The 18,742-nt window shown below is 52.6% G+C and carries 21 protein-coding genes; 9 read left to right on the top strand and 12 right to left on the bottom strand.

Features of this window, described 5'->3' with window-relative positions; genetic code table 11:
- Window positions 1-61: 61 nt before the first annotated feature.
- Entirely contained in the window at window positions 62-1,399 is a 1,338-nt protein-coding gene (locus JM656_RS19290; protein WP_192610852.1) for a hemolysin family protein, read from the top strand.
- 82 nt (window positions 1,400-1,481) lie between these two features.
- On the opposite strand, the gene JM656_RS19295 is transcribed toward JM656_RS19290, so the two are convergent.
- Complete coding sequence (locus JM656_RS19295; RefSeq protein ID WP_192610851.1) at window positions 1,482-1,688, bottom strand: DUF1107 domain-containing protein; 207 nt, start codon at window positions 1,686-1,688, stop codon at window positions 1,482-1,484.
- Window positions 1,689-2,009: 321 nt separating this feature from the next.
- On the opposite strand from JM656_RS19295, the gene JM656_RS19300 reads away from it, so the two are divergent.
- The gene (locus tag JM656_RS19300) at window positions 2,010-2,567 is read left to right on the top strand and encodes a YtfJ family protein (RefSeq protein WP_203359153.1); all 558 of its coding nucleotides are present in this window, start codon (window positions 2,010-2,012) and stop codon (window positions 2,565-2,567) included.
- On the opposite strand, the gene cysQ is transcribed toward JM656_RS19300, so the two are convergent.
- A complete protein-coding gene (cysQ, locus tag JM656_RS19305) occupies window positions 2,557-3,297 on the bottom strand; it encodes a 3'(2'),5'-bisphosphate nucleotidase CysQ (RefSeq protein WP_192610849.1) in 741 nt (246 codons plus the stop codon). The genes JM656_RS19300 and cysQ overlap by 11 nt on opposite strands.
- Window positions 3,298-3,485: 188 nt before the next feature.
- Between cysQ and JM656_RS19310 the strand changes: the two genes are divergently transcribed.
- On the top strand, window positions 3,486-5,429 hold the full coding sequence (locus JM656_RS19310) for a bifunctional 2',3'-cyclic-nucleotide 2'-phosphodiesterase/3'-nucleotidase (protein WP_203359154.1): 1,944 nt from the start codon (window positions 3,486-3,488) through the stop codon (window positions 5,427-5,429).
- 103 nt (window positions 5,430-5,532) lie between these two features.
- On the opposite strand, the gene JM656_RS19315 is transcribed toward JM656_RS19310, so the two are convergent.
- Entirely contained in the window at window positions 5,533-5,913 is a 381-nt protein-coding gene (locus tag JM656_RS19315; protein WP_192610847.1) for a helix-turn-helix domain-containing protein, read from the bottom strand.
- An 89-nt stretch (window positions 5,914-6,002) separates the two neighbouring features.
- On the opposite strand from JM656_RS19315, the gene JM656_RS19320 reads away from it, so the two are divergent.
- From JM656_RS19320 to JM656_RS19330, 3 genes are all read left to right on the top strand, one after another.
- Window positions 6,003-6,851 carry an SDR family oxidoreductase gene (locus JM656_RS19320; RefSeq protein ID WP_203359155.1) on the top strand — a complete coding sequence of 283 codons (849 nt, stop codon included), beginning with the start codon at window positions 6,003-6,005 and terminating at the stop codon, window positions 6,849-6,851.
- Window positions 6,852-6,932: 81 nt separating this feature from the next.
- Window positions 6,933-7,757 (top strand): AraC family transcriptional regulator, encoded by an 825-nt coding sequence (locus JM656_RS19325; protein WP_203359156.1) that lies wholly within the window; start codon window positions 6,933-6,935, stop codon window positions 7,755-7,757.
- 75 nt (window positions 7,758-7,832) lie between these two features.
- On the top strand, window positions 7,833-8,798 hold the full coding sequence (locus JM656_RS19330) for a DMT family transporter (RefSeq protein ID WP_203359157.1): 966 nt from the start codon (window positions 7,833-7,835) through the stop codon (window positions 8,796-8,798).
- A gap of 67 nt (window positions 8,799-8,865) precedes the next feature.
- On the opposite strand, the gene JM656_RS19335 is transcribed toward JM656_RS19330, so the two are convergent.
- Window positions 8,866-10,437 (bottom strand): methyl-accepting chemotaxis protein, encoded by a 1,572-nt coding sequence (locus JM656_RS19335; protein ID WP_203359158.1) that lies wholly within the window; start codon window positions 10,435-10,437, stop codon window positions 8,866-8,868.
- Window positions 10,438-10,682: 245 nt separating this feature from the next.
- Here JM656_RS19335 and ytfE point away from each other — a divergent pair, with 245 nt between their 5' ends.
- Entirely contained in the window at window positions 10,683-11,345 is a 663-nt protein-coding gene (ytfE, locus tag JM656_RS19340; protein WP_203359159.1) for an iron-sulfur cluster repair protein YtfE, read from the top strand.
- 89 nt (window positions 11,346-11,434) lie between these two features.
- Here ytfE and cycA read toward each other — a convergent pair whose 3' ends face one another.
- The gene (cycA, locus tag JM656_RS19345) at window positions 11,435-12,844 is read right to left on the bottom strand and encodes a D-serine/D-alanine/glycine transporter (RefSeq protein WP_203359160.1); all 1,410 of its coding nucleotides are present in this window, start codon (window positions 12,842-12,844) and stop codon (window positions 11,435-11,437) included.
- A 319-nt stretch (window positions 12,845-13,163) separates the two neighbouring features.
- On the bottom strand, window positions 13,164-13,784 hold the full coding sequence (gene fklB, locus JM656_RS19350) for an FKBP-type peptidyl-prolyl cis-trans isomerase (RefSeq protein WP_203359161.1): 621 nt from the start codon (window positions 13,782-13,784) through the stop codon (window positions 13,164-13,166).
- Window positions 13,785-14,003: 219 nt separating this feature from the next.
- On the opposite strand from fklB, the gene JM656_RS19355 reads away from it, so the two are divergent.
- Window positions 14,004-14,657 carry an OapA family protein gene (locus JM656_RS19355; RefSeq protein ID WP_192610840.1) on the top strand — a complete coding sequence of 218 codons (654 nt, stop codon included), beginning with the start codon at window positions 14,004-14,006 and terminating at the stop codon, window positions 14,655-14,657.
- A gap of 42 nt (window positions 14,658-14,699) precedes the next feature.
- Here JM656_RS19355 and JM656_RS19360 read toward each other — a convergent pair whose 3' ends face one another.
- From JM656_RS19360 to JM656_RS19385, 6 genes are all read right to left on the bottom strand, one after another.
- Complete coding sequence (locus JM656_RS19360; protein WP_203359162.1) at window positions 14,700-15,632, bottom strand: DMT family transporter; 933 nt, start codon at window positions 15,630-15,632, stop codon at window positions 14,700-14,702.
- Between the two features lie 141 nt (window positions 15,633-15,773).
- A complete protein-coding gene (rplI, locus tag JM656_RS19365; protein ID WP_192610838.1) occupies window positions 15,774-16,223 on the bottom strand; it encodes a 50S ribosomal protein L9 in 450 nt (149 codons plus the stop codon).
- 39 nt (window positions 16,224-16,262) lie between these two features.
- Window positions 16,263-16,490: a 30S ribosomal protein S18 gene (gene rpsR, locus JM656_RS19370; RefSeq protein WP_002210155.1), complete on the bottom strand. Its 228-nt coding sequence runs from the start codon at window positions 16,488-16,490 to the stop codon at window positions 16,263-16,265.
- A gap of 4 nt (window positions 16,491-16,494) precedes the next feature.
- Window positions 16,495-16,809, bottom strand: a complete 315-nt coding sequence (gene priB, locus JM656_RS19375; protein WP_042321531.1) for a primosomal replication protein N — start codon at window positions 16,807-16,809, stop codon at window positions 16,495-16,497.
- A gap of 6 nt (window positions 16,810-16,815) precedes the next feature.
- Window positions 16,816-17,211: a 30S ribosomal protein S6 gene (gene rpsF / locus JM656_RS19380; protein ID WP_096758559.1), complete on the bottom strand. Its 396-nt coding sequence runs from the start codon at window positions 17,209-17,211 to the stop codon at window positions 16,816-16,818.
- 169 nt (window positions 17,212-17,380) lie between these two features.
- The gene (locus tag JM656_RS19385) at window positions 17,381-18,145 is read right to left on the bottom strand and encodes a TSUP family transporter (RefSeq protein ID WP_203359163.1); all 765 of its coding nucleotides are present in this window, start codon (window positions 18,143-18,145) and stop codon (window positions 17,381-17,383) included.
- A 303-nt stretch (window positions 18,146-18,448) separates the two neighbouring features.
- Here JM656_RS19385 and yjfY point away from each other — a divergent pair, with 303 nt between their 5' ends.
- Window positions 18,449-18,724, top strand: a complete 276-nt coding sequence (yjfY, locus tag JM656_RS19390) for a DUF1471 family protein YjfY (protein ID WP_192610836.1) — start codon at window positions 18,449-18,451, stop codon at window positions 18,722-18,724.
- Window positions 18,725-18,742: the final 18 nt, after the last annotated feature.

An 18,742-nucleotide genomic window follows, 5' to 3' on the forward strand; every position in this document is an offset into this window, starting at 1 on the left:
TATTTCACACGGATTTATCAACTTCTCCCTTCCGAGGATCTGGCGTAACGCCGGATAAGATATGTTAAACAGTATTTTAATCATACTCTGCTTGATCGCTGTGAGTGCGTTCTTCTCGATATCCGAGATCTCGCTTGCCGCCTCACGTAAAATTAAACTTAAGTTGTTAGCGGATGATGGCAATATCAACGCGCAGCGCGTGTTGAAAATGCAGGAAAACCCGGGGATGTTCTTTACCGTGGTGCAAATTGGCCTGAACGCGGTCGCCATTCTCGGCGGTATCGTGGGCGACGCCGCATTTTCTCCGGCATTTTATTCCCTGTTCTCTACCTACTTCTCAGCGGAGCTGTCCGAGCAACTGAGCTTTATTCTCTCTTTCTCGCTGGTCACCGGTCTGTTTATTTTGTTCGCGGATTTAACCCCGAAACGCATCGGTATGATTGCGCCAGAAGCTGTTGCTTTGCGTATCATCAACCCGATGCGCTTCTGCCTGTTTGTATTTCGCCCATTGGTGTGGTTCTTCAACGGTCTGGCAAACACCATCTTTCGCATCTTCAAACTGCCGATGGTGCGTAAAGACGACATTACGTCTGATGATATCTATGCGGTCGTTGAAGCCGGTGCGTTAGCAGGCGTACTGCGTAAACAGGAACACGAATTGATTGAAAACGTGTTCGAACTGGAATCTCGTACCGTGCCGTCTTCCATGACCTCACGTGAAAACGTGATCTGGTTTGATCTGCATGAAGATGAACAGAGCCTGAAAAACAAAGTGGCGGAGCATCCGCACTCGAAATTCCTGGTCTGTAACGAAGACATCGACCACATCATTGGCTACGTTGACTCAAAAGACCTGCTCAACCGCGTACTGGCGAACCAGAGCATGGCGCTTAACAGCGGCGTCCAGATCCGCAATACGCTGATCGTTCCGGACACCTTAACCCTCTCTGAAGCGCTGGAAAGCTTCAAAACCGCGGGCGAAGATTTTGCCGTTATCATGAATGAGTACGCGTTGGTGGTGGGTATTATCACCCTCAATGATGTGATGACGACATTAATGGGCGACCTGGTGGGTCAGGGTCTGGAAGAGCAGATTGTCGCCCGTGATGAGAATTCATGGCTGATTGATGGCGGTACGCCTATCGACGACGTCATGCGCGTACTGGATATCGACGAGTTTCCGCAGTCGGGTAACTACGAAACTATCGGCGGCTTTATGATGTTTATGCTGCGAAAAATCCCGAAACGTACCGACTCGGTGAAGTTTTCCGGCTACAAGTTTGAAGTGGTGGATATCGATAACTACCGTATCGATCAGTTACTGGTCACGCGACTCGGCACGAAACCCACGACACTGGTGCCGAAGCTGCCCGATGCCAAAGAAGAGAACGCGGCATAAGTTACGCGCCTTAGAAACATCAACGGCTCCTGTTTAAGGAGCCGTTTTTTTATACTGCTTTAACTATCGCATAGCACTTCGGTTAAGCCATCTCAGTTTGCAGACGCAAAACCTGACGGTTAACTTCGGACATCACAGAAAAATGCTGTTTGTCCTTCACTTTTGGGACAAGAATCTTACCCTTATCAAACTCAAAAGCGCCGACGTCCTTGATATATAACCGTCCACGAAACAGGATCTTCACGTACTTCGCCACCTGCAGCGGGTTGTACCGTTGGAAAATTTTCATTGTTGTCTCCTGCTGAGCATTACGCCTTTGCGGTGCCACAATCAGCCCAACTGTTCTAAGGCGCAAATTTTAATGCCATATGACTATAGACTATCGCGACGATGTTTCCAGCGTGTATAAGTTTATTTACCTTTCCATTACACTTATTCAGAATTATCTCTTCACTGATGCGCTGGATTCAGTATAAGCCTTCATTTTTCGCAGGATTTGTGCGCCCGTCCGCAAACTGGCATCGCGCTTGCGGGAAAAAGCATTATTCGCACATATGATTAAATCTCAGACCCAAGTGGTCGGATCACCTGCAAATAATAAGGAAACACCATGACCTTACGTAAGCTTCTGGCGCTCTCATGCCTGCTACTGCCGATGATGGCCTCCGCACATAACTTCGAAACGCACCAGCGCGTGTCACCAGTGGGGATTGCCGATCGCGGTGAATTGATTCTTGATAGTGATAAGTTTAGCTACAAAAGCTGGAATAGCGCGCAGTTGCCTGGGAAAGTACGCATTCTGCAACACATCGCCGGACGCACTTCTGCCAAAGAGAAAAACGCGACGTTGATCGAGGCCATCAAAGCGGCAAAACTGCCGCACGACAAATACCAGACCACCACTATCGTCAACACGGATGACGCCATTCCCGGCTCCGGTATGTTCGTGCGCAGTAGCCTTGAAAGTAATAAGAAGCTCTATCCCTGGTCGCAGTTTATTGTCGACAGCGACGGCATTGCGCGTAAAACCTGGCAACTGGATGAAGAGAGTTCAGCTATCGCCGTACTCGACAAAGATGGCCGTGTTCAGTGGGCAAAAGATGGCGCATTAACGCAGGAAGAGGTGCAGCAGGTGATCGCCCTGCTGCATAAATTACTCAGTAAATAGAGACCCGGAAGCCGGGGTTAAGGAATGATTCGCGCGGCGTGTAATCCAGTGGTTTACCCTGCCAGTCGTGAATATGCGCCCCGGCGGCAGCGGCAACAGCGTGGCCCGCAGCGGTATCCCAGACGTTAGTAGGACCAAAGCGTGGATACAGCTGAGCCTGCCCTTCTGCCACCAGGCAGAACTTGAGGGAAGATCCAATCGAGGTTGTCTGGTGCTCGCCCAACTGCTGCAAATACTCTTTCATTTCGTTGTCTGCATGCGAGCGGCTAATCACCACCAGCGGCGGGCGGGCGTCGCGTACCTGAATTTGTTTGCGCGTACCGCACTCTTCTTTCCAGGCTTTACCTTCTGCCGCGCTGTACATCACCTTCATGACGGGAGCGTAAACCACGCCCAATACCGCCTTGCCCTTGTCGATCAGCGCAATATTGACGGTGAATTCCCCGTTACGTTTAATGAACTCTTTCGTGCCATCCAGTGGATCTACCAGCCAGTAACGCTGCCAGTGCTGACGCACGTCCCAACCCTGCGGGTCTTCTTCCGAAAGAACCGGAATATCTGGCGTCAGTGCCTGTAATCCTTCGAGTATCACGGCATGCGCGGCAAGATCCGCCGCAGTGACCGGAGAATCATCCTGCTTGCTGGTGATCTCCATCGGTTTGACTCCATCGTAAATTTGCATAATGGCATCACCCGCATTCCGTGCAAGCTGGCATACATGTTCTAACATTCTCCACCTCGTTTGTGGCCGTGGCGTTAACTCGTTGTTTTACTTATACCCGATCGTCAGGGGATCCGCCAACTGTGATAATGACTGCGGTTTTGGCAGGTAAATTCATGGCATGATTCACGATTCTGTAAGCAAGAAGATATAGATACATTTTCTTTTGTGGCTTAGATCTTAAAAGGATGCCCCTGATGATTAAGTTTAGCGCAACGCTCCTGGCCACGCTGATCGCGGCCAGCGTGAATGCGGCGACCGTCGATCTGCGAATCATGGAAACCACTGATTTGCATAGCAACATGATGGATTTTGATTATTACAAAGATACCGCGACGGAAAAATTCGGCCTGGTACGCACGGCAAGTTTGATTAATGCCGCCAGAAATGAAGTGAAAAACAGCGTGCTGGTCGATAACGGCGATCTGATTCAGGGGAGTCCGCTGGGCGATTACATGGCAGACAAAGGGCTGCAAAAAGGCGATATTCATCCTGTCTACAAAGCACTGAATACGCTTGATTATGCCGTCGGCAACCTTGGCAACCATGAATTCAACTATGGTCTGGATTATCTCCACGCAGCGCTGTCTGGCGCAAAATTCCCTTACGTTAACGCCAATATCATCGACGTTAAAACCCAAAAGCCGCTGTTTACCCCTTATCTGATCAAAGAGACTGACGTCATCGATAAGGACGGTCATAAGCAAACGCTCAAAATCGGCTATATCGGTTTTGTGCCGCCCCAAATCATGACCTGGGATAAAGCCAATCTCAGCGGCAAAGTGACGGTGAATGACATCACCGAAACCGCCCGCAAGTATGTCCCTGAAATGCGCGCCAACGGCGCCGATGTGGTGGTGGTCATTGCGCACTCCGGTCTTTCAGCCGATCCCTACCAGAGCATGGCGGAAAACTCGGTTTACTATCTCAGCGAAGTCCCGGGCGTGGATGCCATTATGTTTGGTCACGCGCATGCCGTCTTCCCGGGCAAAGATTTCGCCAGCATTAAAGGCGCGGATATCACCAAAGGTACCCTTAACGGTGTACCGGCCGTCATGCCGGGCATGTGGGGCGATCATCTGGGCGTGGTGGATCTGGTGCTCAACAACGACAGCGGGAAATGGCAGGTGACACAGGCAAAAGCCGAGGCGCGCCCGATTTATGACGCGGCGGCGAAAAAATCGCTGGCAGCGGAAGACCGTAAGCTGGTCGATATCCTGAAAGCCGATCATGACGCCACGCGCAAATTTGTCGGTAAGCCGATTGGTCAATCCGCAGATAACATGTACAGCTATCTGGCGCTGGTACAAGATGATCCGACCGTTCAGGTCGTGAATATGGCGCAAAAAGCCTACGTTGAACACTTTATTCAGGGCGATCCGGATCTGGCAAAACTGCCTGTGCTTTCCGCCGCCGCACCGTTTAAAGTCGGTGGTCGTAAAAACGATCCCGCCAGCTTTGTTGAGGTAGAAAAAGGGCAACTCACCTTCCGTAACGCCGCCGACCTCTATCTTTACCCCAATACCCTGGTGGTCGTCAAAGCCAGCGGCAAAGAGGTGAAAGAGTGGCTGGAATGTTCGGCAGGACAGTTCAACCAAATTGATATCCACAGCAGCAAGCCGCAGTCGCTGATTAACTGGGATGGGTTCCGCACCTATAACTTCGATGTGATTGATGGGGTGAATTACCAGGTGGATGTTTCGCAGCCCGCCCGCTATGACGGCGAATGTCAGACCGTCAACCCCAACGCAGAACGTATCAAGAATCTGACCTTCAACAGCAAACCGATTGACCCTAACGCAACATTCCTGGTCGCCACCAATAACTATCGCGCTTACGGTGGCAAGTTTGCGGGCACCGGCGAAAACCATATCGCGTTTGCTTCACCGGATGAGAACCGTTCAGTGCTGGCCGCCTGGATAGGCGCAGAAACGAAGCGTGCAGGCGCAATCCATCCGGCGGCGGACAATAACTGGCGTCTGGCGCCCATCAGCAGTAAGACGACGCTGGATATCCGCTTTGAGACATCCCCGACCGATAAGGCCGCCGCGTTTATCAAAGAGAAAGGACAGTATCCGCTGAAGAAAGTCGCCACCGATGATATCGGTTTTGCGATTTATCAGGTGGATTTGCGTCAATAACGCTCCCTTCATTGCCGGATGGCGACGCCAGAGCGTCTTATCCGGCCTACGGGTCAATGCTATCTGTAGGCCGGAAAGGCGTCAGCCGCCATCCGGCAAATACTCACGCCGCACGCTCATCCCGTACCGCCAGGACCTGCGGCAGATTAAGTTCTATCCAGTCCGCCAGCGCGGCCACTTTATCGCTGACCTGCTCACCCAGCGGCGTCAGGCTGTACTCTACGTGCGGAGGAACCACCGGATACGACACCCGATTAACAAAACCGTCCAGCTCCAGCGCCTGTAACGATTGCGCCAGCATCTTTTCGCTCACGCCGCCCATCTTGCGGCGTAAATCGCTGAAGCGATGCGTTCCGTCACGCAGCGCCACCAGAATCAATACCCCCCAGCGGCTGGTCACGTGCTTTAACACATCTCGCGACGGACACTGTTCGGCAAACAAATTCCCCTCGCGCAATTGCTGAGAAAGCGTTGAGTTTGTCATTTTTATACTTACCTTTTTGTGCGTACTTACTAAAAGTAAGTTTAGGTGTTAGCGTAATTAAACACAAGACAAAGACGAGGAGTCATCCCATGATCGCAATTACCGGCGCCACTGGCCAACTGGGTCAACACGTTATCGAATCCTTACTGAAAACCGTTTCTGCCAGTCAGATTGTCGCTATCGTCCGTAACGCGGCGAAAGCCACGGCCCTGCGTCAGCAAGGCATTACCGTGCGTGAGGCGGATTACAACAACGAAGCGGCATTCACCACCGCGCTACAGGGTATTGATAAACTGCTGCTGATCTCGTCAAGCGAAGTCGGGCAACGTAGCGCGCAGCATCGTAATGTGATTAATGCTGCGATGGCAGCTGATGTAAAATTTATCGCGTACACCAGCCTTCTTCATGCCGACCGCTCCCCGCTGGGGCTGCATGTGGAGCACGTTGAAACCGAAAAAATGCTGGCAGACTCAGGCATTCCCCACACCTTGCTACGTAACGGCTGGTATACCGAAAACTACCTGGCAAGTGCGCCCGCAGCGCTAGAACACGGCGTGTTTATCGGTGCCGCAGGTGAAGGCAAAATCGCCTCCGCCACCCGTGCTGATTATGCCGCTGCCGCCGCACGCGTGATTAGCGAAGAGGGCCATGCCGGTCAGGTTTACGAACTGGCGGGGGATGAAGCCTGGACGCTCAGCCAACTGGCCGCCGAACTGGCAAAACAGAGCGGAAAAAACGTGGTGTATCAGAATCTGAGCGAAGCGGATTTTGCCGCGGCGCTGAAAGGTGTGGGGCTGCCTGCGGGACTGGCGGATATGCTGGCGGATTCCGATGTTGGCGCCTCAAACGGCGGCCTGTTTGACGACAGCAAGACATTGAGCACACTGATTGGCCGTTCGACCACCCTACTGGCAGAGAGCGTCAAAAACATCCTGTAAGTGCTAAAAATTCGCGAATTGCAGTGGCGTCCCCGGGAACCCTCTTTAATAATAAAAAGCGGGTTCATGGGGAGAGACAACGTGCAAGGCGTACCAGAACAGTTTATTGATGAGAAAGACAGCGCCCGTTTTCGCCATCTGGCGCAGGTTCCCGGCGTTGAACTTTATCATGCCCACATTTCGCGTTACGCCTTTGAACCCCATACCCATGAAGCGTTCGGTATCGGTGCGATAGAAGCCGGAGCCGAACGCTTTCGCTATCGCGGTACGCAATATGTTGCCCCCGCCCAGTCCGTCGTCACGATGAATCCCGATGAGCTGCATACTGGCGAGGCCGACACGGCCGACGGCTGGCGTTACCGAATGATCTACCTCGAACCCGATCTGCTGGAAGAGGTGACCGGGATCCGCCACTGGTGGTTTCAGGACGTTACGCGCCACGATCCGTCACGATCGCGCCAGATTTGTACGCTTATCCAGGGACTCTGGCATGCGGACGATCCGCTGGCGCAAAAAGGTCTGCTGCTCTCTCTTATCGACACGTTCCAGCCATTGGCGCGTCATGCGCCGACGCCGCGCGAAGGCGCACACCGTTTTGATCGCGTACGCGAGTATCTGCATGATAACTATATGCATTCTGTCACGCTGGAGGAACTGGCGAACGTCGCGTCGCTAAGCCCCTGGCACTTTCAGCGCCAGTTCAAAGCCCATTTCCACGTGACGCCGCATCAGATGCTGATGGCAATTCGACTGTGGCGGGCAAAGACGTTTCTCACCCACGGTATGCCCGCAGCAGAGGTGGCGGCGGCCACCGGGTTGACCGATCAATCCCATCTCACCCGTACCTTTACCCATCGCTACGGCATCACCCCGGTACGCTACCAAAAGCAGGTGTTTTCCGGTTAATCAGCAACCTCATACAATACGGGCGTGGATTCCCTGCCTACACTTCTCACTACGTTCAATAATGTGGATGTAAAAATGATTAGCGGTGTGTTGTACGCCCTGCTGGCGGGGCTGATGTGGGGACTGATTTTTGTCGGACCGTTGATCGTGCCGGAATACCCGGCGGTATTGCAGGCAATGGGGCGTTATCTGGCCCTGGGGTTGATCGCATTACCCATCGCCTGGCTTGGCCGCGTGCGGCTTCGCCAGTTAACACGTAAAGACTGGCTGACCGCGCTGGCGCTGACGATGATGGGCAATCTGATTTATTACTTCTGCCTGGCGAGTGCGATTCAGCGCACCGGCGCCCCCGTCTCAACGATGATCATCGGAACGCTGCCGGTGGTGATCCCGGTATTTGCCAACCTGCTTTATAGCCAGCGTGACGGCAAACTATCCTGGCTACGCTTAACGCCCGCACTGGTACTTATCGGCATTGGGCTGCTCTGCGTGAATGTTGCGGAACTGGATCAGGGAATGCCCGATTTTAACGGCTGGCGCTATGGTTCAGGTATCGCACTGGCGCTGATCTCCGTGGTGTGCTGGGCATGGTATGCGCTGCGTAACGCCCGCTGGTTACGCGAAAATCCGGATAAACATCCGATGATGTGGGCAACGGCGCAGGCGCTGGTCACACTGCCAGTTTCTTTGCTGGGGTATGTCGCGGCCTGCCTCTGGCTGAGGGGGCAAACGCCCCTGTTTGATCTGCCCTTTGGGCCGCGCCCGGCGGTGTTTCTCTGCCTGATGGTGGCCATTGCGATCCTCTGTTCATGGGTAGGCGCGTTATGCTGGAACGTGGCCAGCCAGCGTTTGCCAACGGTTATCCTCGGCCCCTTGATTGTCTTCGAGACGTTAGCAGGTCTGCTTTACACCTTTATTCTGCGTGAAGAAATGCCCCCACTGCTGACGTTGAGCGGGATTGCACTGCTGGTGGTTGGGGTGGTGATTGCAGTGCGAGCGAAACCAGAGAAGCCGAGCGTCGTCGCGGTTCCAGAGTCGTGATGTTGCCGGAGAGGGTGCGGCGCTTATGCGGCCTACGACGTCATCGCGCGTAGGCCGCATAAGGTGTTTACGCCGCCGTCCGGCGCGAGACGTTAAACACCGCCACCGTCTGGTTCAGACGCGCAGCCTGCTCTTCCAACGCTGCGGCAGCGGAGGCCGATTCTTCCACCAGCGAGGCGTTCTGTTGCGTCACGCGATCCATTTCTGCAACCGCCTGACCGACTTGATCAATACCCCGACTTTGCTCATCGGAAGCAGAAGCGATTTCGCCCATGATGTCGGTGACACGGGTGACCGCACTCACAATCTCCGCCATGGTTTCACCGGCTTCATTCACCAGCGCCGCGCCAGCAGTCACCCGATTGCCCGAGTCATCAATTAACGCCTTAATCTCTTTTGCCGCCTGCGCGCTACGCTGCGCCAGGGTACGCACTTCGCCTGCAACCACGGCAAAGCCACGCCCCTGCTCCCCCGCCCTTGCTGCTTCTACTGCCGCATTCAACGCCAGAATATTGGTCTGGAATGCAATGCCGTCAATCACGCTGGTGATCTGGGCAATTTTGCTGGAACTGGTGGCAATTTCATCCATGGTACGTACCACGCCATCCACCACCTTACCGCCTTTCTGCGCCGTCTCGGAGGCATTACGCGCCAGATTGGTCGCCTGGCGCGCATTGTCCGCATTTTGCTTCACGGTCGCGGTAAGCTGCTCCATACTGGCTGCCGTTTCTTCCAGTGATGCCGCCTGCTGTTCTGTCCGTGAAGAGAGATCGTTGCTGCCCGCTGATATTTCCCCAGCGCCGGTGTAGATGGTATCCGCCCCGTCGCGTACCACGCTGACGGTGGTCGCCAGCGCCTGCTGCATTTCGTGCAGATTGTGCGCCAGCAGCGCCATTTCGTTGCTGCCGTCCGTGTGAATGCTGTGGGTCAGATCGCCTGCTGCAATATGGCGAATATGCGCCATCACATCGTGCAGCGGTTTTAGTAATACACGCTGCATGGCAATCCAGCTGATAACGATCACCGCCACGACCGCCAACATAATCAGGGTCAGGATCCACATGATACGCTGATAGTCGTTTTCGTTATCCCGCATCCCCGCATTTGCCAGTTCAGCCTGCGCGGTACGCCACTCATGGTAAACTGCCTGCATAGCGGTCTGTTTTTTCTCGGCGTTCTGCCTGAACATCTCTTCCAGCTTACCTTCAGCCAGTAGTACGTTCATTTTCTCCAGGGTTGCCGAGTAGAGGCCATATTGCTCTTCCAGCCTGTCGGCCAGTTGTTCATCCAGACCCGGCGTTTCCGGCAATGCGTAGTAATTGTCGTAATGGCGCTTTGCCTCTGCCAGCATGCGGTTCGCGGCGTTCACCAGTTCATTCAACTGCCCGCCATTGATCTGATTTGCCATGTTACCTTGCAGTCGCAGCATACCCCGGTTGAGCGTCACGCGCGCCTGGTTCAGGCTGATCCACGCATCGGTAAATTCAGCCACATTATGGCTGGAAAGCTGTGACACGGTGAAGTTTTGTTTGTCGTGGTTGAGCGCGCCGATAAAAACGCCTGCGGAAATGATCTGCATCGCGCCCAGGGTGAGTAGCACGATTATCAGTAAGGTGATGACTTTGATCCGTTTGAACATCTGTTGCCTTTTCTTATGCAAGTATTGCCTGAGGTCTAACTATCGGCAGTGCCGCCAGCTTATTTAATCCAGCCCCAGGCAACTCATGCGGATTTTCAGTTCTTTTTAATAAGATTCAGGACCTTAAGAGAATAAGAAAATTTCGTGACAATCATCACATTTCGTTCTGACTCGAAAGAGGTATATCTTCGCCTTAAAGATGTATTTAATATACATCTTATATTACTGAGAATGAGGTAACAGCTATGTCTTATCGCGATCAACCTTTAGGTGAACTGGCGCTCTCGATCCCTCGCGCTTCGGCGCTGTTTCGTAAGTACGATATGGATTACTGCTGCGGCGGTAAGCAGACGCTGGCGCGCGCGGCCGCGCGTAAAGAGCTGGATGTCGACGCTATCGAAGCGCAACTGGCTACACTTGCTGAACAACCGATTGAGAAAGACTGGCGTACCGCAAAACTCCCCGAAATCATCGATCACATCATCGTGCGTTATCACGATCGCCACCGTGAGCAACTGCCGGAACTTATTCTGCAGGCGAGCAAAGTCGAACGCGTACACGCAGATAAACCCAGCGTACCAAAAGGCCTGGCGAAATATCTGACCATGCTGCATCAGGAACTGTCCAGCCACATGATGAAAGAAGAGCAGATCCTGTTCCCGATGATCAAACAGGGAATGGGAAGTCAGGCGATGGGCCCGATAAGCGTCATGGAAAGCGAGCACGATGACGCGGGTGAACTGCTGGAAGTGATCAAACACACGACCAACAACGTGACGCCGCCGCCGGAAGCCTGCACGACATGGAAAGCGATGTATAACGGTATTAACGAACTGATTGACGATCTGATGGAACACATCAGTCTGGAAAACAACGTACTGTTCCCGCGCGCGCTGGCCGGGGAATAAAAAAAAGCCCGGTGGCGGCTTCGCCTTACCGGGCCTACACTTCGTGCCTCTGTAGGCCGGATAAGCGATAGCGCCATCCGGCAACAGACTTAACGCACGCCTGCCATACGTTTCTTACCGATAAACAGCCAACCTAACCCCAGCGCGATGAACCACAGCGGAGTGACGATCAGCGCCTGACGGGTATCTTCTTCCAGCGTCAGCAGCACCAGTACAAACACGAAGAACGCCATGCACACCCAGCACATCACCTTGCCCCACGGCATCTTGTAAATCGATTTCTCATGCAGATGCGGGCGCTGTTTACGGTACACCAGGTACGAGCACAGAATGATGGTCCAGACGAACATAAACAGAATGGCCGACACGGTGGTGATCATGGTGAATGCACCAATCACGCTTGGGTTAACGTACAGCATCACTACACCGCCCAGCAGGCAGATACAGGAGAAGGTCAGCCCTTTTGCCGGAACAGCACGTTTAGACAGCTTCGCAAACGCACTCGGTGCAACCCCTTCCTGCGCCAGGCCGAATAACATACGGCTGGTGGAGAACACGCCGCTGTTCGCGGAAGATGCGGCAGACGTCAGCACTACAAAGTTAATCAGACTAGCAGCAGCAGGCAAACCGACCAGCACAAACAGCTCCACAAACGGGCTCTTGGTCGGTACGACTGAGCTCCACGGCGTTACGGACATAATCACGATCAGCGCGAAAACGTAGAACATGATGATACGGATTGGAATCGAGTTAATGGCGCGCGGCAGAGATTTCTCCGGATCTTTGGTTTCCGCAGCCGTCGTCCCCACCAGCTCAATACCCACGAAGGCAAAGACGGCAATCTGGAAACCGGCAAAGAAGCCGCTTAAGCCTTTCGGGAACCAACCGCCGTCATTCCACAGGTGGGTGAATGAGGCTTCAACGCCCGTCGGCGATTGAAAGTGCATCATAATCATCACCAGTCCGACCACAATCAGCCCGACGATGGCAACGATTTTGATCATCGCAAACCAGAACTCCATCTCGCCGAACATTTTTACGGTGGCGAGGTTGAGGCTCAGCAGCAGGACAATCACCGCCAGTGAGGCCACCCAGTCTGATAGCCCAGGGAACCAGAATTGCGCATAAGCGGTTATGGCGACGACGTCGGCCATCCCGGTAACCACCCAGCAGAACCAGTAGGTCCAGCCGGTAAAATATCCCGCCCACGGTCCGAGCAAATCGGAGGCGAAATCACTAAATGATTTGTACTCGAGATTCGAGAGCAGCAATTCTCCCATTGCGCGCATCACGAAAAAGAGCATAAAACCGATGATCATATACACGAAAATGATCGACGGTCCTGCAAGGCTGATGGTTTTACCGGACCCCATGAACAAACCAGTGCCAATAGCGCCGCCGATGGCGATAAGCTGAATATGGCGGTTTGTAAGATTGCGCCGTAGCGACTGTTCAGACGATGCCTCTTCGTCGGCAACGACTTTTACCTGATCTACCATGTTTTTTTCTTCCTGTACCTGTCTGTGTTGTTAGGCTCTACGGCCTTTAATGCGTCTGTCGTACATCTATGCTACGACGAACCCGTTATCGGGACTCATCGATATTAGGTAAGAATTGGCGGGATGAATACTTAGATTTAAATAAAATGTTAATTTTATGTTTAAAGTGAGTGTCATATCACTCTGACAACGAGAATCAGTTCACAAAAATACACGCAGCGAGCATATTTGCAAAATAAAATATCGACATCTCGCTAACTGTAGGTTTTTCACTCTTTTTTCTGTCCCCCTCAATGAAGAGGGGAACAGAAGTCGCTGCTTACAGGATTTCCAGCAGTTCCACTTCGAACACCAGCGTGCTGAACGGAGGGATGGATGCGCCAGCGCCACGCTCGCCGTACGCCAGTTCCTGAGGAATAGTCAGTTCCCATTTAGAGCCGACCGGCATCAGCGTCAGCGCTTCGATCCAGCCTGGGATCACGCCATTTACCGGGAATTCAGCCGGTTCGCCACGCGCAACAGAACTGTCAAACACGGTACCGTCAATCAGTTTGCCGGTGTAATGCACACGTACACGATCGGTACGCGCCGGGATAGCGCCTTCACCCTGGTTGAGCACGCGGAATTGCAGACCGGACTCGGTGCTGTTCACGCCGTCTTTCTCACGGTTTTCTTCCAGGAATTTCACACCATCAGCGGCCATGGCCTGGAAACGTTCGCGACGTACCGCATCAGCACGTTCGTGGATCTCGCGCAGCGCGCGGTGAACCACATCAACAGGCACTGCCGGGTGTTTGCCTTCCAGCGCGTCAGCAATACCTGCAACCAGCGCTTCAGGCAACAGCCCTTCCAGACCAGATTCGCTCAGTTGCTGGCCTACCTGCAAACCAATGCCGTAGCTTGCTTGCGCTTCGATAGTGTCAAAAGTCGGGGTTGCCATCATATTTCCTTTCATCGGATATCAAGAAGCGGGAAGCATATCAGCCACGCTGCATCCGGTAAAACTTTGTCTCGGGAAGAGATGACAAATCGCAGGGAAACATAAACAATAGGTGTATCCCGCGCCGAGGTCACGAAAGCGGGCATTATGACGAACATCATAGCGTTAGCCATCTATACTCTATGATCGAGGAACGATAAGCGGAGCAGGAGGAAAGCCATGCCCGGGCGCTTTGAACTAAAACCAACCCTGGCGAAAATCTGGCATGCACCGGACAATTTTCGCATCATGGATCCACTGCCACCCATGCACCGTCGTGGCATTATCGCCGCGGCCATTGTACTGGTGATTGGCTTCCTGCTTCCTTCAAATGACACCCGCGAGACGCCAGTCGTCACGCGAAACGCCCAGTTGGATCTCCAGTCGCAGTCACAACCGCCCACGGAAGCTCAGCTTCAGGCGCAGCTGGTTGCCCCGCAAAATGACCCAGGGCAAGTAGCTCCCGTCGCCCCTGAACCTATTCAGGACGAGCAGCCAGAGGAACAAACGGCGCCGCAGACACAAGCGCCGACGCAATCCCAACCTTTCCAGCAGGATAGTGGGATTGACCAGCAGTGGCGTTCTTATCGCGTGGATTCAGGTAAAACCCTGGCGCAAGTGTTTCGCGACCATGGCTTACCGCCAACGGATGTATATGCCATGGCGCAGGCAGAGGGCGCGGGTAAACCACTCAGCAACCTTAAAGATGGTCAGATGGTACAGATCCGCCAGAACGCTAACGGCGTGGTCACAGGCTTAACCATTGATACCGGTAATAACCAGCAGGTTCTGTTTACCCGTCAGCCAAATGGAAGTTTTATTCGCGTACGGTAAATGCATGCCCGGTGGCGCTAACGCTTACCGGGCCTATAACGTTCAGGCCTTACGAATCTTATTCACCCACCAAATCCCCGAGCACACCAGCACCAGCGCCAGTGCGTATTTCCACTCCAGGATATTTTCGCCGAGGAAGGTCGCCGACAGAACCGCGCCGGAGACGGGGATCAGAAAATTAAACGGGGCAATCATCCCTACGCGGTTGTATTTGAGCAAAATGCTCCACAGCGCAAACGCCACCGATGAGAGCAGCGTCAGATAGCCCAGAATTGCCACAGAAGAGAGTCCGTGTACGGTCAGTGAGCCACCGCAAGCATAACCACCAATGACCAGCGCCAGGCCGCCTATCCCTAACTGATAGCCCGTCATGACCGTTGGGTCTACCGTCTGAGAAATACGTTTACCGTAAAGCGTCGCGGCGGAAAGAATAAAGGCCGCCATCACCACCGAGCCATCCCCTAACAAACTAAAGTTAAAGTCCATCAGGCCGTTGTTGAAGTTGACCACCATCACGCCAGCAAAACCCAGAATACAGCCCAGCGTTTTGTTGTAGCTCAGCTTGTCATTCTGATAGATAAAGTGAGCCAGCAGCACGCTAAAAAAGGTGCCCGTCGCATTCATGATCGACCCTTTTACGCCCGTCGTGAAGGCGAGGCCAATATAGAAAAAAATGTATTGCAGCGACGTTTGCGTCAGCCCCAGCAGGGTTAACTGACCAAACTGTCGCGGGCTTAAGCGGGCGATGGGTTTTCGCTGCATCATCGCCAGCAACAGCAGTAACACGCCCGCAAATAAAAATCGGTAACCAGCAAAAACAATTTTTGAGGGGATATCATCCGCTGCAATCTGGAAGATCTCATACCCGCTCTTTATCGCCGGGTACGCGCTTCCCCATAGCAAACAACAAAAGGCGGCACTCAGGTAAACCACATTTTTTCGGGCAAAAAGAGGCTGTTGATGGGTAATGTCCATTCCAGTATCACTTTGAAATTATGTTTTATTTTTTAATTATCCCGAAAAGGATAGAGAATAGCCAGAGAGAAACAGAGGGGGTTTCTGAAAAGCAAAACGCCGGCACAGGGCCGGCGATTTGTCGTGGTGATGAGTAATTAATTACTCAGCAACAACGTTTACAACCAGTTTAGCGAAGACTTCGCTGTGAACCTGGAAGTCAACTTCGTGCTCACCAGTGGTACGCAGAACGCCGTTCGGCAGACGAACTTCGCTCTTAGCAACGGCAACGCCAGCTGCAGTAACAGCGTCAGCGATGTCGCGAGTACCGATGGAACCGAACAGTTTACCTTCGTCGCCAGCTTTAGACGCGATGGTTACGGTTTCCAGTGCGTTGATTGCTTCAGCACGTGCGTTAGCAGCGGTCAGAACGTCAGCCAGTTTAGCTTCCAGTTCAGCGCGGCGCGCTTCGAAGAATTCAACGTTTTTCTTGGTAGCAGGAACAGCTTTACCCTGTGGTACCAGGAAGTTACGAGCGTAGCCCGCTTTAACGTTAACCTGATCACCCAGGCTACCCAGGTTTGCTACTTTATCAAGCAGAATAACTTGCATTACCTTATCCTCTTAAAGTCGTTAATAGACAGCGGCCGATTACTGATGACGATCGGTATACGGCAGCAGGGACAGGTAGCGAGCGCGCTTGATGCAGCGAGCCAGCTGACGCTGGTATTTTGCACGAGTACCGGTGATACGGCTCGGGACAATTTTACCGCTTTCGGTAATGTAGTTTTTCAACGTTGCGATGTCTTTGTAATCAATCTCAACAACGCCTTCCGCGGTGAAACGGCAGAACTTGCGACGACGGAAATAACGTGCCATATGGCTAGTCTCCAGAATCTATCAATTCAATCTGCTCGGCATGCAGAACCATTTTGCTCAGGCCGTTCTTTGCCTTATGGCAAGAGATGAACCCCTGAACGGTCACTGCGCTACCGACCGTTATACTGTGAGTAATGGCCTGGTTTTCGTGTCCGCTAACAATAACGGGCATTTGACACCACGCCTGCCGGTGAAAACCGGCTTCCTCCTGCACAGAACGATGCTCAAGCACGAACTGGCAATGAGGAATTCCTGATGGGCTGACCTTGCGAAGCGGCGTCCTGCACACTGTGCCAGACAACACCAAACGGTTGGTCATCAGAAATTACTCTTCAGAATCCCCAGCTTCAGCATCATCTGCGGTTTCGTTTGCGAAATCATCGCGACGTTCACGACGCTCGTCTTTCGCTTTAACCATCGGAGATGCTTCGGTAACAGCGTGCTTAGTACGCATTACCATGCTACGGATAACGGCATCGTTGAAGCGGAAGTTTGTTTCCAGCTCATCGATCACTTCCTGCGGTGCTTCAACGTTCAGCAGAACGTAGTGAGCTTTGTGCAGTTTGTTGATCGGGTAAGCCAGCTGACGGCGGCCCCAGTCTTCCAGACGGTGGATCGTGCCTTCTGCTGCAGTGATTGCACCAGTGTAGCGTTCGATCATACCCGGAACCTGTTCGCTCTGGTCAGGATGGACCATAAAAACGATTTCGTAATGACGCATCGAATTGCTCCTTACGGATTATTCAGCCTCCTGTCTGGGTCAGCCGAGGCCCATGGAGGCAAGGAACGTGTTAAAGGTCGGCTGAAAAATGACGCGTCATAATACTGGCGGTGGCCGGTAAACTCAAGGTGATTGTACGATTATTTATCAGCGCGTCATGGCTGCGCCATCAGTACATGTCCAGCAGCATCTTGACGCTGATACAGATGGAGACAATCACAATCATCGGCCTGATGACTTTCTTACCGCGCGTCAGCACAACCGTCGCGCCCAGGCGAGCGCCGAGAGACTGCCCGACAAACATCACCAACCCGAGTGACCAAATCATTTTCCCTCCGGCGATGAAGAACAAAATAGAGGCAATGTTAGACGCAAGATTGATGAAATTAGAGTGGATCTGCGCCTTATCAATGCTGTATCCCCACATCAGGATGTAGCACAGCGTGTAAAACGAACCGGCTCCCGGCCCGAGAAACCCATCATAAAATCCGACACCGACACCGCAAACCAACGAAAAGAGAAACAGCGATACCTGCTGCCGCTTTTTCGGCTCGCTCAGGTTGGGGGCAAAAATGAAATAAATGGCAACGGCGATAATTAACACCGGCAACAGCTTTTTCAGTAACTCTGGCTCGATAAATTGGATCAGCGTGGTCCCCACTGCTGAACCGGCAAAAGCGGATAAAAACACATATTTATGTTGTTGAACATTAATATGACCCTGACGCAAAAAGTAAATACCAGAGGTGAGTGAGCTGCCCAGTGCCTGAAGTTTATTCGTTGCTAATGCATTGGCGGGCGGCAAACCGGAAATCAGCAGCGCACCGATGGAGAGAAAACCACCGCCGCCCGAAACCACATTGATAAAACCTGCTATTAGCGCAACCATAAACATGATCGTGAAATAGCTGAAATCCATGAATGAAGTATCCATTAGTTTTTGCCTTAATATCATAAAGTTATCTTTATGTTAGCGATCACTATAAGGGGCGAATTTCGGCATTAAAATTGATTATTGCGTAAGAGTTCATTCTTAAAAGACAGGTATTTTTTTGAGCGCAACGGCATACGCAAGTGACTTATAAATGAAGATGAAGTGGGTAATGCGGTAATTTTTTGAACAACTGCATCAGAAATGGTCGCTATCCCCTTCTCAAGTAGCGATTAGAATTAAATCAGAAGTAATCCATTCACAGGAGATATCGCCGACCAGACACAGCAGTCGAGGAGGTACAGTATGCGAGCCCGTGTTTTGACCTTTCTGGCTGCACTTTTGCTCAGTGCAAATGCGACGGCAGCCATTAAAATCGATAACCAACAAGCCAGGAATATGGATGATGTGCAGAGCTTAGGCGTGATTTACATTAATCATAACTTCGCCACTGAAAGTGAAGCAGATCAAGCTCTGAACGAAGAAACAGATGCGCAAGGTGCAACGTACTACCACGTCATCCTGATCCGGGAGCCAGGTAGCAACGGTAACATGCATGCCAGCGCAGACATTTATCGCTAGCCATTCAGAAACAACCAA

It is taken from the genome of Citrobacter sp. R56, assembly GCF_016811995.1.
GTDB classification, from domain to species: Bacteria; Pseudomonadota; Gammaproteobacteria; order Enterobacterales; family Enterobacteriaceae; genus Citrobacter_D; species Citrobacter_D enshiensis.